The 15,162-nt window shown below is 38.0% G+C and carries 14 protein-coding genes; all 14 read left to right on the top strand.

From position 1 onward, the window contains the following. Positions 1–113: 113 nt before the first annotated feature. Positions 114–590 carry a signal peptidase II gene (gene lspA, locus D0S48_RS05885; protein WP_144537976.1) on the top strand — a complete coding sequence of 159 codons (477 nt, stop codon included), beginning with the start codon at positions 114–116 and terminating at the stop codon, positions 588–590. Further along, positions 590–1,516 carry an RluA family pseudouridine synthase gene (locus D0S48_RS05880; protein WP_144537977.1) on the top strand — a complete coding sequence of 309 codons (927 nt, stop codon included), beginning with the start codon at positions 590–592 and terminating at the stop codon, positions 1,514–1,516. The genes lspA and D0S48_RS05880 overlap by 1 nt, the downstream gene beginning before the upstream one ends. A gap of 198 nt (positions 1,517–1,714) precedes the next feature. After that, positions 1,715–2,254, top strand: a complete 540-nt coding sequence (gene pyrR / locus D0S48_RS05875) for a bifunctional pyr operon transcriptional regulator/uracil phosphoribosyltransferase PyrR (RefSeq protein ID WP_144537978.1) — start codon at positions 1,715–1,717, stop codon at positions 2,252–2,254. A gap of 23 nt (positions 2,255–2,277) precedes the next feature. After that, a complete protein-coding gene (locus tag D0S48_RS05870; RefSeq protein WP_144537979.1) occupies positions 2,278–3,597 on the top strand; it encodes a uracil-xanthine permease family protein in 1,320 nt (439 codons plus the stop codon). 148 nt (positions 3,598–3,745) lie between these two features. Next, entirely contained in the window at positions 3,746–4,624 is an 879-nt protein-coding gene (locus tag D0S48_RS05865; RefSeq protein WP_144537980.1) for an aspartate carbamoyltransferase catalytic subunit, read from the top strand. A gap of 1 nt (position 4,625) precedes the next feature. Beyond that, positions 4,626–5,906 carry a dihydroorotase gene (locus tag D0S48_RS05860; protein WP_151110627.1) on the top strand — a complete coding sequence of 427 codons (1,281 nt, stop codon included), beginning with the start codon at positions 4,626–4,628 and terminating at the stop codon, positions 5,904–5,906. Continuing rightward, positions 5,903–7,003, top strand: coding sequence for a carbamoyl phosphate synthase small subunit (locus tag D0S48_RS05855; protein WP_151110625.1), 1,101 nt, complete (start codon positions 5,903–5,905; stop codon positions 7,001–7,003). Before D0S48_RS05860 ends, D0S48_RS05855 begins: the two co-directional genes overlap by 4 nt. Then, positions 6,996–10,193 carry a carbamoyl-phosphate synthase large subunit gene (gene carB / locus D0S48_RS05850; RefSeq protein ID WP_144537983.1) on the top strand — a complete coding sequence of 1,066 codons (3,198 nt, stop codon included), beginning with the start codon at positions 6,996–6,998 and terminating at the stop codon, positions 10,191–10,193. Before D0S48_RS05855 ends, carB begins: the two co-directional genes overlap by 8 nt. Further along, on the top strand, positions 10,190–10,966 hold the full coding sequence (locus tag D0S48_RS05845) for a dihydroorotate dehydrogenase electron transfer subunit (protein WP_144537984.1): 777 nt from the start codon (positions 10,190–10,192) through the stop codon (positions 10,964–10,966). Before carB ends, D0S48_RS05845 begins: the two co-directional genes overlap by 4 nt. Further along, a complete protein-coding gene (locus D0S48_RS05840; protein WP_144537985.1) occupies positions 10,963–11,877 on the top strand; it encodes a dihydroorotate dehydrogenase in 915 nt (304 codons plus the stop codon). Before D0S48_RS05845 ends, D0S48_RS05840 begins: the two co-directional genes overlap by 4 nt. After that, entirely contained in the window at positions 11,874–12,584 is a 711-nt protein-coding gene (gene pyrF, locus D0S48_RS05835; protein ID WP_144537986.1) for an orotidine-5'-phosphate decarboxylase, read from the top strand. Before D0S48_RS05840 ends, pyrF begins: the two co-directional genes overlap by 4 nt. After that, positions 12,581–13,213, top strand: coding sequence for an orotate phosphoribosyltransferase (pyrE, locus tag D0S48_RS05830; protein ID WP_144537987.1), 633 nt, complete (start codon positions 12,581–12,583; stop codon positions 13,211–13,213). The genes pyrF and pyrE overlap by 4 nt, the downstream gene beginning before the upstream one ends. Positions 13,214–13,656: 443 nt before the next feature. Next, entirely contained in the window at positions 13,657–13,980 is a 324-nt protein-coding gene (locus tag D0S48_RS05825) for a hypothetical protein (RefSeq protein WP_144537988.1), read from the top strand. Positions 13,981–14,346: 366 nt separating this feature from the next. After that, positions 14,347–15,096: a hypothetical protein gene (locus tag D0S48_RS05820; RefSeq protein ID WP_144537989.1), complete on the top strand. Its 750-nt coding sequence runs from the start codon at positions 14,347–14,349 to the stop codon at positions 15,094–15,096. Positions 15,097–15,162 lie beyond the last annotated feature (66 nt).

Here is a 15,162-nt window from a genome sequence, read left to right as displayed (position 1 = left end):
GATTGTTTAATATTATTCAGCAAAAATCTTTTTAAATAATTAGTGGGTGGATATAATATTCACTGCAACTAAGAGAGGTCTTTAAGGCTTATTTGATTATCGGGGGAATTAATGTGTGGAAATTTTATGGACTAGCAGCATTTGTCATTGCATTAGATCAATGGACAAAATGGCTTGTTGTTAAAAATATGACGCTTGGTGAACAAATTATGATTTGGGACCCATACTTTGCACTGCTTTCACATCGTAATCGTGGTGCTGCATGGGGTATGCTACAAGGACAAATAGGTTTTTTTGCAGTTATCACTGTAGTTGTGATTGTTGCGATTATTTATTACTTTCATAAGGAAGCAAAAGGGAAACCTCTTTTTCAAGTAGGATTAATGCTTTTATTAGGAGGAGCAATTGGTAACTTTATAGATCGACTTTGGAAAGGTGAAGTAGTCGATTTTGTAGATGTACTCATTCCGGTTGTTAACTATGATTTTCCGATTTTTAATATTGCAGATGCTGCCCTAACATTAGGAGTTGTGGTTGTAATTATTTTTATACTACGAGAAGAACGAGCTGAAAAGAAAAAGGTGAAATAATGGAAGAATTAACGTTTATTATTGAAAAGGACCAGGAAAAAGAGAGAATTGATAAAGCAATTGCCTCTTTTGAAACAGATTGGTCTCGTACACAAATTCAAAATTTTATAAAAGATGGTAGTGTTTTAGTCAACAATGAGCCCGCAAAAACGAGCTACAAGGTAAAAGAGGGCGATGTAATTGTAGTAACTCCACCAGAAGCGGTTGAGCTAGATATAGTTGCAGAAAACTTGAATCTTGAAATCGTTTATGAAGACGAGGATGTAGTGGTAGTGTACAAGCCACGAGGTATGGTTGTTCATCCTGCTCCTGGCCATCTAAGTGGTACGCTCGTTAATGGTCTAATGCATCAAATTAAGGACCTTTCAGGTATCAATGGAGTTTTACGCCCAGGAATCGTCCATCGTATTGATAAAGATACAACTGGCCTTCTAATGGTTGCTAAAAACGATGTTGCCCATGTTTCGTTAGTTGATCAGCTAGTAAAGAAAACAGTTACTCGTAAATACACTGCACTTGTTCATGGACATATCGCGCATGATAAAGGAACAATTGATGCGCCGATTGCTCGTGATAAAAAAGAGCGTCAAAACATGGCGGTTGTGGATAACGGTAAGCATGCTGTAACACATTTCCGTGTTTTAGAACGTTTTAACAAATTCACTTTAGTGGAATGTCAGTTGGAAACTGGAAGAACGCATCAAATTCGTGTTCATATGAAGTATATCGGTTATCCATTAGCAGGAGATCCTAAATATGGACCGAAGAAGACTATAGATTTTAATGGTCAAGTTCTACATGCAGGAGTTCTCGGTTTCATACAGCCAAGAACAGGGGAGTATTTAGAATTTTCTTATCCGCTACCAGAGGACTTTACAGATTTGTTGCAAGACTTGCGAAAACAATCATTGCCAAAAGAAGAATAGTCCGTTATACTAATTACAATAAATTGAATAGCTTCACCTTTAATAACAGTCCAGAGAGGCTGAGAAGGTACATGTGAAAGTGACTCACTATTATTCTGCGGATTAATAGGTTCACTATATCTTATCGCGCACATACAACCTCTTGAGCTTCTCTAGCTTAAGAGGTTTTTTATATTATGGATAGGAGGATGTAATCGTATGGAAGAAAAGGCAAGCATATTGGATGAGCAAGCTATCAACAGGGCACTCACTAGAATTGCCCATGAAATTATTGAACGTAACAAAGGAATTGAAGAGTGTATATTAGTAGGGATAAAAACTAGAGGTACATTTTTAGCGCAAAGACTTGCAGAAAGAATCGTAAAAATTGAAGGTAAACCAATCAAAACGGGTGAGTTAGATATTACATTGTATAGAGATGATTTATCTTTAAAAAATGCTTCTAACGAGCCACTCGTACAACAAGTTGATATTACACATGATGTTACAAACAAAAAGGTTATTTTAGTAGATGATGTTCTGTTTACTGGGAGAACGGTTCGAGCAGCGATGGACGCAGTAATGGATTTAGGAAGGCCATCCCAAATACAACTTGCCGTGTTGATAGATAGAGGTCACAGAGAGCTACCAATCCGAGCAGATTATGTAGGTAAAAACATTCCTACCTCTAGTAGTGAAAAAATAGTGGTTAAAGTTACAGAGACGGACGAAGTAGATGCTGTAACAATATTTGAATAATCCTAGAAAGGTGGGGACCTTAAATGTCGAAAGCGATATTAGATGTAAATGATAAACCTACAAGCGGACAACTGATCACTCTAAGTTTTCAGCATATGTTTGCGATGTTTGGCTCAACAATATTAGTACCACAGCTTGTAGGGTTAAGTCCCGCAATCGCGTTACTGACTAGTGGTATAGCAACAATCATTTTCTTAATGATAACCCGATTTCAAGTGCCGGCTTATTTAGGTTCCTCATTTGCTTTCATAGCACCAATTTTATTGGCAGTAAATGGACTTGGCGAATCGGGTAAAGCTATTAATCCAGGTAATGCAATGATTGGAGCAGTATTTGTAGGTTTAGTATATGGTATTGTGTCACTGATCATTTGGAAAAGTGGATACAAGTGGATTATGAAGTTATTGCCACCAATCGTTGTTGGTCCGGTAATTATGGTTATTGGTCTGGGATTAGCAGGAGTTGCTGTGGACATGGCGATGAATATCACAAATGTAGAGACAGGTTTAAAAGAGTATAGTTTCTTACATTTTTCTGCTGCACTTGTAACATTGTTTACAGCAATCATTTGTACTATCTTTTTTAAAAACATTATTAGTACCATGCCAATTTTGATTGGCTTAGTAGTTGGATATCTCTATTCTATCCTAATTGGAATTGTAGATTTTACTCCTGTTAAAGAGGCAAGCTTCCTAGCGTTACCCGATTTCTTAGTACCAGGAGTTCATTATGATTTTGAAGTTACTTCTAAAATCTTGCTCATTATGGTTCCTATAGTCATTGTTACTATCTCTGAACATATTGGGCATCAATTAGTATTAGGGAAGGTTGTAAATCGAGACTATATTAAAGAGCCTGGTTTACATCGCTCACTTCTTGGAGATGGGTTAGGAACATTCGTAAGTGCTTTAATCGGTGGTCCACCAAAGACTACTTATGGCGAAAATATTGGTGTGTTAGCCATTACACGAGTTTATAGTGTGTACGTAATAATGGGAGCAGCAGTTGTTGCAATCTTGCTATCCTTCTTTGGTAAAGGAATGGCGCTTATCACAACAATACCTACCGCAGTTCTCGGAGGGGTATCTATCCTGCTGTTTGGGATTATTGCTTCTAGTGGGTTGCGCATGCTAGTAGAAGCAAATATTGATTTTGGAAACAGTCGCAACCTAGTTATTGCATCTGTTATCTTAGTAATCGGTATTGGTGGAGCTAAATTTATCGTAACGGAAGCATTAAGTATAGAAGGAATGGCACTAGCTGCCATCGTTGGAGTAGTTTTAAACTGGATTCTTCCTGGAAGAAAAGAAGCTGAATCATCTGGAAATGACACAATAGAATAATGACCTTTTAATAAGTTGAACAGAGAGTCAGCGAAGGGTTCGGACCAAAAAAGAGATTTTTACTTATAGAATCTCTACTTTGGTTATGCTTAACGGACCTTCTCGAATTTTTCGAGGAGGTTTTTTTATAAAAGAAAGGCGGATATTCATGAAAAATTTAGTATCAATGAAAGATTTGTCAGTTGAACAAATACTAGCTATTTTAAAACAAGCACAAGCGTTTCGTGAAGGCGCCGTCTCAACTTTAAAAAACAAATATACAATGGCTAACTTATTCTTCGAACCGAGTACAAGAACGAAAATGAGCTTTGAAATGGCTGAAAGAAAGCTACAGCTGGAGGTGTTACCTTTTGATGCGGGTTTTTCTAGTACATTAAAGGGTGAGACACTATATGACACAGTAAAAGTACTAGAATCTATAGGCTTGGATGCATTAGTTATAAGACATGAACAAAATAACTATTTCAATGAACTGGTAGGGAAAGTGAGACCTGCAATCATCAATGGAGGGGACGGCACTGGAAACCATCCCACTCAAAGCCTTTTAGATATCTTTACTATTTGGCAAGAATTTGGGGGATTGAAGGATAAAATAGTCACAATAGTAGGGGACATAGCGCATAGTAGAGTGGCAAGATCGAATGCAGATGCTTTAACTAGGCTAGGAGCTAAAATTCATTTTGTGTGTCCACGTGAATGGCAAGCAGAATTTGAAACTACTAATAGTTTTGATGATGTAATTGAAGTAAGTGATGTTTTAATGATGCTACGAGTGCAACATGAAAGGCACGATGGTTCGATATCATTTTCAAAGGAAGAATACCATCAATCCTATGGTCTGACTTTGGAGCGAGAAAGCAGGATGAAAGAAGGAGCAATTATTATGCACCCTGCTCCGTTTAATCGTGATGTGGAAATTGCAAACGAATTAGTAGAATGTGAGCGTTCTAGAATTTTTAAGCAAATGGAAAATGGTGTTTATATCCGAATGGCTGTTATTGAGATGATCTTGAAAGGGAGAGAATAACATGACAAAAATAATTCAAAACGTTCAACTAGTAAACCAATCAGGTGAATTAGAAACTACTTCTGTTGTAGTTAAAGAAGGGATAATAACAGAAATCCACCCTACTCCAACTTTAGCAGAGGCACAAGTAATCGATGGTAAAGGAATGTTACTCTCATCAGGTTTTATTGACGTACATGTGCATCTACGTGAGCCAGGTGGTGAACAAAAAGAAACGATTGAAACTGGTACAAAAGCTGCTGCAAAGGGTGGATATACAACTATCTGTGCAATGCCTAATACTCGTCCAGTCCCAGATACAGCTGAAAACTTCTCACATGTACTAAACTTAGTAGAAAAAAATGCACTTGTAAGAGTGCTTCCATATGCTTCAATTACAATACGCCAAGCTGGTAAAGAACGCACAGATATTGCTTCACTTAAAGAGCTTGGGGCATTTGCTTTAACCGATGACGGCGTGGGAGTACAGACGGCGGGGACAATGCTAGAAGCAATGCAAGAAGCAGCAAAGTACCATATTCCTGTAGTAGCACACTGTGAGGATAATTCACTTTTATATGGTGGAGTAATGCATAAAGGGAAACGAAATGAAGAGCTTGGATTAAAAGGAATCCACTCTGTTTCAGAATCAGTACATATTGCGAGAGATATATTACTAGCTGAAGCTGCAGGTGCACATTATCACGTATGCCATGTTAGTACTAAGGAATCTGTTCGAGTGATACGAGACGCAAAGAAGGCAGGCATCCATGTAACGGCAGAAGTAAGTCCTCACCATTTAATACTTTGTGAGGAAGATATTCCATCCAATGATGCAACTTGGAAGATGAATCCCCCCTTAAGAGGAAGGGACGATATGATGGCATTGCGTGAGGGACTATTAGATGGAACATTAGATTTTATTGCGACAGATCATGCACCTCACACAGAGGAGGAAAAAGCACTAGGATTTGAAAAGGCTCCATTTGGAATCGTTGGATTAGAAACGGCTTTTCCATTGTTGTATACACATTTTGTGAAAACTGGAGAATGGACGTTAAAGCAACTTTTAGATTTCTTAACAATCAAACCGGCGAACGTATTTGGCTTTGAATTTGGCAAGTTAGAGATTGGAGCTCCAGCAGATCTAGTATTGATAGATTTAAATAAAGAACAAAAAATAGAAAAAGAAGCATTCTTATCTAAAGGGAAGAATACACCATTTGATGGCTGGGTTTGTGCAGGTTGGCCACAAGTTACTATCTTTAACGGAGAAATCGTATGGCAGGAGGAACAAGCATGAAAACTAGATATTTAATATTAGAGGACGGTTCGGTATTTAAGGGGAATGCTTTTGGAAGCGAAAAAGGAACTGTTGGTGAGGTTATTTTCACTACAGCAATGACAGGCTATCAGGAATCTATTTCGGATCCATCCAATTGTAGTCAAATTCTGACTTTCACGTATCCTATGGTTGGTAACTACGGTATAAATCCAGATGATTTTGAAGCTATTGAAATAGGCTTGTCAGGAATCGTTGTTCGTGAATTGGCGGAGCATCCATCTAACTTTCGCAACCAAAGTACATTAGATGAATTTTTAACATTAAAAAATGTACCAGGAATTGAAGGAATAGATACGCGTAAGCTAACACGCATTATTCGAAAGCATGGTTCACTCAAGGGTAAGATGACAAACGCTGAAGAAGAAGTAAATGTGGGAGAAATTGTAGCAATACTAAAAGCTACTGAAATACCTAAAAACGTAGTCGAGCAGTCATCTATTACTAGACCGTATCCAAGTCCTGGACGTGGAAAACGAGTAGTATTAGTAGATTTTGGCATGAAGCATGGTATTTTAAGAGAGCTAAACAAGCGTGACTGTGACGTGATTGTAGTACCTTTCAACACATCAGCAAAAGAAATTCTAGCAATGCGTCCCGATGGGGTCATGTTATCTAACGGACCTGGGGACCCAACAGATATACCAGAAGCAATTGAGATGGTAAAGGACTTAATCGGTAACGTCCCGATCTTTGGAGTTTGTCTTGGTCATCAGTTAATTTCTCTAGCGAGTGGTGCCACTTCATTTAAATTAAAATTCGGTCATCGAGGTGGGAATCATCCAGTAAAAGACTTAACTACTGGAAGAACTGAGCTAACTTCTCAAAACCATGGCTATGCGATTGATGCAGATTCTATATCCAATACTGACCTTGAAATTACTCATGTAGCTTTAAATGATGGAACAGTTGAAGGTGTAAGACATAAAACATATCCAGTCTTCTGTGTACAGTTCCACCCGGAAGGTTCATGTGGACCAGAGGATTCCACACACTTATTTGATCAATTTATAGAGTTAATGAATAAAGAAAGCAAAAAGGAGACTTCACATGCCTAAACGTAAAGATATAGAAACTATTTTAGTAATCGGATCTGGTCCAATTGTAATCGGTCAAGCTGCAGAGTTTGACTATGCGGGGACACAAGCATGTATTTCCCTAAAAGAAGAAGGCTATAAAGTAATACTAGTTAACTCCAATCCCGCAACTATTATGACAGATACGGAAATTGCGGACAAAGTATATATTGAGCCAATAACTCTTCCATTCGTAAGTAAGATTATCCGTAAAGAGCGCCCAGATGCAATACTTCCGACATTAGGGGGTCAAACTGGCTTAAACATGGCTATTCAGCTAGATGAATCTGGCATATTAGACGAGTTAGGGATAGAAATTCTTGGTACGAAGCTAGAGGCAATTCACAAAGCAGAGGACCGGGATTTGTTCAGAACATTAATGAATGAACTGAACGAGCCAGTACCTGAAAGTGACATTATCCACAATCTTGAGGAAGCAAAAACCTTTGTGGAGCGTATTGGATACCCAGTAATCGTAAGACCAGCATTCACATTAGGTGGAACTGGAGGGGGTATTTGCCATAATGATGCAGACCTAGTCGAAATCGTTACAAGTGGTTTAAAGTATAGTCCCGTGACTCAATGTCTATTGGAGAAATCCATTGCGGGCTATAAAGAAATAGAATATGAGGTAATGAGAGATTCAGCTGACAATGCAATCGTCGTATGTAATATGGAAAACGTAGACCCAGTAGGGATTCATACTGGAGATTCAATTGTAGTGGCTCCGACGCAAACATTATCTGATCGTGAAAACCAAATGCTTCGAAATGTATCCTTAAAGATTATTCGTGCTTTAAAAATAGAAGGTGGATGTAACGTACAACTTGCTTTAGATCCACATAGCTTCAATTACTATATTATTGAGGTTAATCCACGTGTAAGCCGTTCATCTGCGCTTGCTTCAAAGGCGACAGGTTATCCAATTGCAAAGCTCGCAGCAAAAATAGCGGTAGGACTTACATTAGATGAAATGATGAATCCTGTTACGGGAAAAACATACGCTTGCTTCGAGCCAGCTTTAGATTATATTGTAGCGAAAATACCTAGATGGCCTTTTGATAAATTTGAATCAGCTAAACGTAATCTTGGCACCCAAATGAAGGCAACAGGAGAAGTAATGTCCCTTGGACGTACTTTTGAAGAAGCAATTCTAAAATCAGTTCGTTCTTTGGAAACAGGTCACTTTCATCTTGAAATGAAAAATAGCGATTCTATTACAGATGAATGGATTGCTAAGAGAATTCGCCGCGCAGGAGATGAGCGCTTATTCTTTATCGGTGAAGCGTTACGCCGTGGAGTGACAATCGAGCAAATTCATGCGTGGAGTCAAATTGATTTATTTTTCTTAAATAAATTACAAAATATCGTTAAATACGAAAAGGTAATTCAAGATAATCCTTTCAATAAGGAAATTTTATATAAAGCAAAGAGAATGGGCTTTGCAGACAAAACAATCGCAAAATATTGGAATGTGAAAGAGATAGAAGTATATAACTTTAAAAAGGAAAGCGATATTGTCCCAGTTTATAAAATGGTAGATACATGTGCTGGAGAGTTTGAATCAGAAACGCCTTACTTCTATGGAACGTATGAAGAGGAAAATGAATCTGTTCGTACGGATAAAGAAAGCGTGATTGTGCTTGGTTCTGGTCCAATTAGAATCGGGCAAGGTGTAGAATTCGACTATGCAACTGTACACTCTGTATGGGCGATAAAAGAAGCCGGTTATGAAGCAATTATTATCAATAACAATCCAGAGACAGTTTCGACTGATTTCTCTATTTCAGATAAATTATACTTTGAACCGTTAACTGTGGAAGACGTTATGCATATCGTGGATCTTGAGCAGCCAAAAGGTGTAGTTGTACAGTTTGGTGGTCAAACAGCGATAAACCTAGCAGAAGCATTAGAAGAAAGAGGAGTAAAAATATTAGGTACTACTTTAGAGGATATCGATCGAGCAGAAAACCGTAATAAATTTGAATCTGCTCTTCACGAAATTGGAATACCTCAACCACTAGGTAAAACTGCAGTATCTGTAGAAGAAGCAATTGAAATTGCTAATGAAATTGGTTACCCGGTATTAGTGAGACCTTCTTACGTACTTGGTGGACGCGCAATGCAAATCGTTTATAACGAAGATGAGATTAAGCACTATATGGAAAATGCTGTAGAAGCAAGCCCTGAAAAGCCGGTTCTAATCGACCGTTATTTAACAGGAACAGAGGTTGAAGTAGATGCAATCTGTGATGGAGAGAATGTCTTAATACCAGGTATTATGGAGCATATTGAGCGAGCTGGAGTCCATTCAGGCGATTCTATTGCCGTATATCCACCACAAAAGTTATCTCAAAAACATATAGACACCCTGGTTGACTACACAACAAGACTTGCTAGAGGCTTAAAAATCGTAGGTCTGATGAATATTCAATATGTAATTTCTAAAGATGAGGTTTATGTGATTGAGGTAAACCCACGCTCAAGCCGTACAGTACCATTTTTAAGTAAAATAACCTCTATACCAATGGCAAACATTGCAACAAAAGCTATACTAGGACACTCTATTGTTGAGCAGGGATACAAAACAGGACTGGCACCAAATAGTCCAGGAGTATTCGTAAAAGTACCAGTTTTCAGTTTTGCTAAGCTTCGTAGAGTTGATATTACACTCGGACCTGAGATGAAATCAACAGGAGAGGTAATGGGGAAAGACATAACACTAGAAAAAGCACTTTATAAAGGCTTAGTGGCAGCAGGTATGGAAATTAAAGATCATGGATCTGTACTAATGACTATTTCTGACAAAGATAAAGAGGAAGCAACAGATATTGCTAAACGTTTTCACGCAATTGGATTCCGTATCATTGCGACAGCAGGGACGGCAAAAGCGATTCTATCCGCAGGTATTCCAGTAGATATAGTAGACAAAATTGGCTCGAAGGGCACTACTTTATTAGATGTGATACAAAAAGGGGAAGCTCAATTTGTTATTAACACTTTGACGAAAGGAATGCAGCCAGAGCGTGATGGCTTCCGTATTCGAAGAGAGTCAGTCGAAAATGGAATACCTTGCTTAACTTCATTAGATACTGCAGAAGCTATGGTTCGAGTAATTGAGTCAATGAGTTTTTCTACAGATACGATGAAATTACAGGAGGTTCGCGCATGATTAGACAAGAGCAAATGTGCGTTGTACATCAGCAAAAGATAGCAACGAACATTTTCGAGCTTACCTTAAAAGGACAGCTCGTGCAGGATATGAAACAGCCAGGCCAATTTGTTCATATACGAGTGTCTGATCAAATGGAACCTTTATTGCGTAGACCAATTAGTATTAGTTCTATAAACAATGAAGCTTTAGAGTTTACAATGATTTATCGTGCAGAGGGAAGTGGAACGGTTCTACTTTCGAAGAAAAAACCAGGGGATATTGTAGATGTGCTTGGTCCCTTAGGTCAAGGTTTTCCTGTAGATAAAATTACGGCTGGAGAGAAAGCTCTGCTAGTAGGTGGGGGTATTGGTGTTCCACCTCTTTATGAACTGTCCAAAAGACTGGTGGAAAGAGGTGTGCAACCCATCCACGTATTGGGCTTTCAATCGCTAGATGTTGTTTTTTATGAGGAGCTGTTTAAACAACTAGGTGAAACTTATATAGTAACAGTAGACGGAAGCTATGGACATAAAGGATTTGTCACAAACGTTTTAGACAAAATTGCTGACGACTTTGTCATGTATTATAGCTGCGGTCCAACTCCTATGCTTGCAGCACTTGAAAAAATGTATCCACATAAAGAAGGCTATCTTTCTTTTGAGCAACGTATGGGCTGCGGTATCGGAGCATGCTTTGCTTGTGTATGCGAAACAACGGAAAAAACGGATGTTGACTATTTGAAGGTTTGTTCTGATGGTCCAGTCTTCCAGTCAGGAGTGATTCGAGTATGAACAGATTAGCGGTAGAGTTACCAGGTCTGTCGTTAAAAAATCCAATAATGCCGGCTTCAGGGTGCTTCGGATTTGGTAAAGAGTATGCACAGCTTTATGATTTGTCTAAATTAGGTGCAATTATGATTAAAGCTACCACACTAGAAACTAGACTAGGAAATCCCACTCCTCGTGTCGCAGAAACTCCTGCGGGAATGCTTAATGCAATTGGATTACAAAACCCTGGTCTTACAAAGGTAATGGCAAATGAGCTTCCTTGGTTAGAGCAATTTGATGTACCCATTATCGCAAATGTTGCTGGTACCTTAACGGAGGATTACGTTGCAGTTGCGGAAGCTATTTCCAAAGCTCCAAATGTGCATGCACTTGAGTTGAATATATCATGTCCAAACGTTAAACAAGGTGGAATAACGTTTGGTACAGACCCTCAAATAGCAGAAGAGCTGACAAAAGCAGTTAAAGCAGTATCTTCTGTAGCTGTGTATGTGAAGCTGTCTCCGAATGTCACAAACGTTGTAGAAATTGCCAAAGCTGTGGAAGCCGGTGGTGCAGATGGTATAACAATGATTAATACTTTACTTGGTTTACGGTTGGATACTCGAACGGGACGTCCTGTTATTGCTAATGTAACAGGCGGTCTCTCTGGCCCTGCTATTAAGCCTGTTGCATTACGCATGGTGTATGACGTTGCTAATCAAGTCTCACTACCTATTATCGGAATGGGAGGGGTATCTAACATAGATGATGTTATTGACTTCTTATCTGCAGGGGCAAGCGCAGTAGCTATTGGAACAGCTAACTTTGTTGATCCATTCATTTGTCCGTCGTTAATCGAGCAGTTACCTGATAAGCTTGACGAGCTAGGGTATGAAACAGTAAACGATTTAGTTGGAAGGAGCCATCGATTATGATAAACAATCCGATTATTGCATTAGACTTTGCTTCTGCTGAGGAAGTGTACAGTTTTTTAACCCCCTTTAACGAACCTCTCTTTGTTAAGGTAGGAATGGAACTTTATATGCAGGAAGGTCCAGCTATAGTTTATAAGCTGAAGGAAATGGGACATGATGTATTTCTAGATTTGAAGCTACATGATATTCCAAACACAGTTGGCCAAGCTATGAAAGGACTAGCTCGTTTAGGAGTCGATCTTATCAATGTTCATGCTGCTGGAGGAGAGGCAATGATGATTAAAGCTCGTGAAGGACTGGAAGCGGGAACCCTAGCTGGAAAAATGAGACCTGCTATTATCGGCGTTACTCAGTTAACCTCTACATCAGAGCAACAAATGCAGGAGGAGCAGCTTATCCATACTTCTTTGGAGGAATCTGTTCTTCATTATGCTAGGCTTTCAAAAAAAGCGGGATTAGATGGAGTGGTATGCTCTGTGCTCGAGGCAGGAAAAATAGTTGAATCTTGTGGGGAAGGCTTTTTACGAGTGACACCAGGTATACGACTTTCTTCTGGAGAAGCACACGACCAGGTAAGAGTGGCAACTCCCTCTATTGCTAGAAAGCAAGGCTCTTCTCACATTGTAGTTGGACGTGCTATCACAAAGGCAGATAATCCAGTTGAGGCTTACAAAACTATCTTTAATATGTGGGAGGAATACGCATGAAACTTGATCATAAAATTGCAAAGGCACTACTTGAGGTAGGAGCAGTAGAGTTACAGCCAAACAACCTTTTTACTTGGGCTTCAGGCATTAAATCGCCTATCTATTGTGATAATCGTATAACTATGTCTTCTCCAGCCATTCGGAAAGAAATTGCAAATGGCCTTGCAGAAGCCATTAACAACAATTTCCCAGGGACAGAAGCAGTAGCGGGAACTGCCACAGCTGGTATTCCTCATGCTGCATGGGTAAGTGATGTGTTAGACCTTCCTATGCTGTACGTACGGTCGAAGGCAAAGGAACATGGTAGAGGAAACCAAATTGAAGGAAAAGTAGTACCTGGTCAAAGGGTAGTAGTCATTGAGGATTTAATATCCACAGGTGGAAGTAGCTTAACAGCTGTAGAAGCGTTAAGAAAATCAGGATTAGAAGTACTTGGAGTTGTAAGTATTTTTACATATGGACTTCCGAAGGCAGAGGATTCGTTTAATGAAGCAGGTATTAACTTTATTAGCTTGACTAATTATGATGCTTTAGTTGATGCAGCATATGAGGCAGACACAATTACGGAGGCAGATATTCCTATGCTTTCTAAATGGCATAATGATTTAAAGCACGGCTTGTTGAAATAACTTACTTCCCCGGAAATGTTAGAGGTTTGTAAAACATTCCGGGGTTTTAATGTTAAGTATTATTGTTATATTTAAATGGGAAATTAAGTACTAATAAGTTTTAACAAAAAAAACCTCTGTAATTGACCTTCACAAGAAGCGATATCTTTACAATTTTCGCTTCCATATTAAGAAAGCTTTAGATTAACCGCAAGTTTCATCGCTACTCAGATAATTGTTTTATCCACCTTTAAAAATAATTACATTCTTTTACCCAACTTGTTATAAAGACCTTAAGTACTAAAGATGACATATTCCATATTATGGATTAAAATTGGTGAACTTAACTTAAGTTTATTATTATTTAATAGGTAAAAAAACATAAGAAAGCCAAGACATACGAGAAGGAATATGTTATATTTTTAATAATATTAAAAATAATTCAAACAAAGGATGTCGCAATTATGTCAAACACAAAAATATTAAAATGGGTTACAGGAGGATTGGAGGCACTTTTAGGGATACCAGTTCTAGGTGGAATTATAATCATGAGCTTTCTCTGGATACCTTTGGTAATTATGTTGGCTTTGCATATCGTTACCCTTATCATAACGAAAAAAGAGGGAGGGGAAACTACGACTGGGAGTATTCTGGGAATAGTAACCTCTTGTATCGGCTTTATACCTATTGTTGGAATGATAATGCATATTATAACAGCCGTCATATTAATGCTTGAAGCGTCTAAGCCAGATGTTCACAAAGAAAGCATGTTCAACGAAGAGTTTTAAAAATATAAATAAAGACATACACTTAGCTTAGAGAAGGTGTATGTCTTTATTTGTTTATCCTAAACCCTAAAAATCAAGTGGAAAGAGGTGATGAATAGAGAATTTCCTTTCCCGGACTCTTATGGGCATATATATAACCCCTAAAGCTTTTATATGTATTGGAGATATAATTACTTATAAATGTACAAAAATAGGGTTATGTTAGCTGGAGGACTATAAAAAGACGTACTAAAAGTATTCCCCCAAGTTTTGTTTATAGAATTTTTATTGCTTTCTTCTTAAACCAGTAGTATTTATCAAAAAAATAATCCTTAATAAATTGTCCAATTTGTTCTTCATTAAGAAGATAACAGAAGGAGTTTTAGTATGATACGTGGCAGGAAGACTAAATGGGCTATTCCAATTTTAGCGATAATCAGTATTGAAATATTTTACATTATTATTCTCATAACCGGTTCATCAATTAGTAATGTCTTTTGGGAAGGAACCTATATGCCAACATTACTTTCCTTCATTCCCCTTGCATTAATCCTTATTATTTATTTTTCGTGGATGAAAAAATGGAGCTTTTATGGATTTAATCTCCAACTTAAAAGTGAAAGTCTCGTCTTTTTTTTACCACTTATTTTAGTAATCGTTATATTAAGCAATCAAGATTTTTCTAAAGAATCATTTTTAATGACCACTTTCCTTATTGCTTATGCTATATTAATCAGCTTTGTGTTACTAGGCATATTTATTGGGATAGTGGTTACCACTTTATTACCTTTAGGCAACATAGCTGCCATCTTAGCTTCAGGAATATTGTATTCACAAGATGGGTGGTTTCTTCTCCTAACAGGCAACAATCTGACTGAGACGAGTGTTCATATTGTTTTATGCTTTTTGTTAGGCATTGTGCTGGCTCAAGTATTTGTAATCACTCGAAATTTATATCCTTTATTTGTATTTCAAAGTTTATTTTCCTTGATTAATACAATGGGTATAGAATCTTTCAATTTGTGGAGAGAGGGACTGGTTATATCATTCCTAGCTGTAACAGTGATTTTTCTATGCTTTTCTATTAGAAAAGATGAGAGTCTTGTAAGTCGATCATTCAATGAATCAACATTATGAATTGTAAAGAGAAAAGAGATGAAAAATCATTTCTTTTCCTTCTCTTATTGGAGGGCAATTTTGTTT

The sequence above is a fragment of the Psychrobacillus sp. AK 1817 genome (assembly GCF_008807035.1).
GTDB classification, from domain to species: domain Bacteria; phylum Bacillota; class Bacilli; order Bacillales_A; family Planococcaceae; genus Psychrobacillus; species Psychrobacillus faecigallinarum.
This window is presented reverse-complemented; position numbering and strand designations above follow the sequence as displayed.

Coding starts and splice junctions, on each gene's coding strand:
- D0S48_RS05880 (WP_144537977.1), top strand. CDS start 590: ATGGAAGAATTAACGTTTATTATTGAAAAGGACCAGGAAAAAGAGAGA.
- pyrR (WP_144537978.1), top strand. CDS start 1,715: ATGGAAGAAAAGGCAAGCATATTGGATGAGCAAGCTATCAACAGGGCA.
- D0S48_RS05870 (WP_144537979.1), top strand. CDS start 2,278: ATGTCGAAAGCGATATTAGATGTAAATGATAAACCTACAAGCGGACAA.
- D0S48_RS05865 (WP_144537980.1), top strand. CDS start 3,746: ATGAAAAATTTAGTATCAATGAAAGATTTGTCAGTTGAACAAATACTA.
- D0S48_RS05860 (WP_151110627.1), top strand. CDS start 4,626: ATGACAAAAATAATTCAAAACGTTCAACTAGTAAACCAATCAGGTGAA.
- D0S48_RS05855 (WP_151110625.1), top strand. CDS start 5,903: ATGAAAACTAGATATTTAATATTAGAGGACGGTTCGGTATTTAAGGGG.
- carB (WP_144537983.1), top strand. CDS start 6,996: ATGCCTAAACGTAAAGATATAGAAACTATTTTAGTAATCGGATCTGGT.
- D0S48_RS05845 (WP_144537984.1), top strand. CDS start 10,190: ATGATTAGACAAGAGCAAATGTGCGTTGTACATCAGCAAAAGATAGCA.
- D0S48_RS05840 (WP_144537985.1), top strand. CDS start 10,963: ATGAACAGATTAGCGGTAGAGTTACCAGGTCTGTCGTTAAAAAATCCA.
- pyrF (WP_144537986.1), top strand. CDS start 11,874: ATGATAAACAATCCGATTATTGCATTAGACTTTGCTTCTGCTGAGGAA.
- pyrE (WP_144537987.1), top strand. CDS start 12,581: ATGAAACTTGATCATAAAATTGCAAAGGCACTACTTGAGGTAGGAGCA.
- D0S48_RS05825 (WP_144537988.1), top strand. CDS start 13,657: ATGTCAAACACAAAAATATTAAAATGGGTTACAGGAGGATTGGAGGCA.
- D0S48_RS05820 (WP_144537989.1), top strand. CDS start 14,347: ATGATACGTGGCAGGAAGACTAAATGGGCTATTCCAATTTTAGCGATA.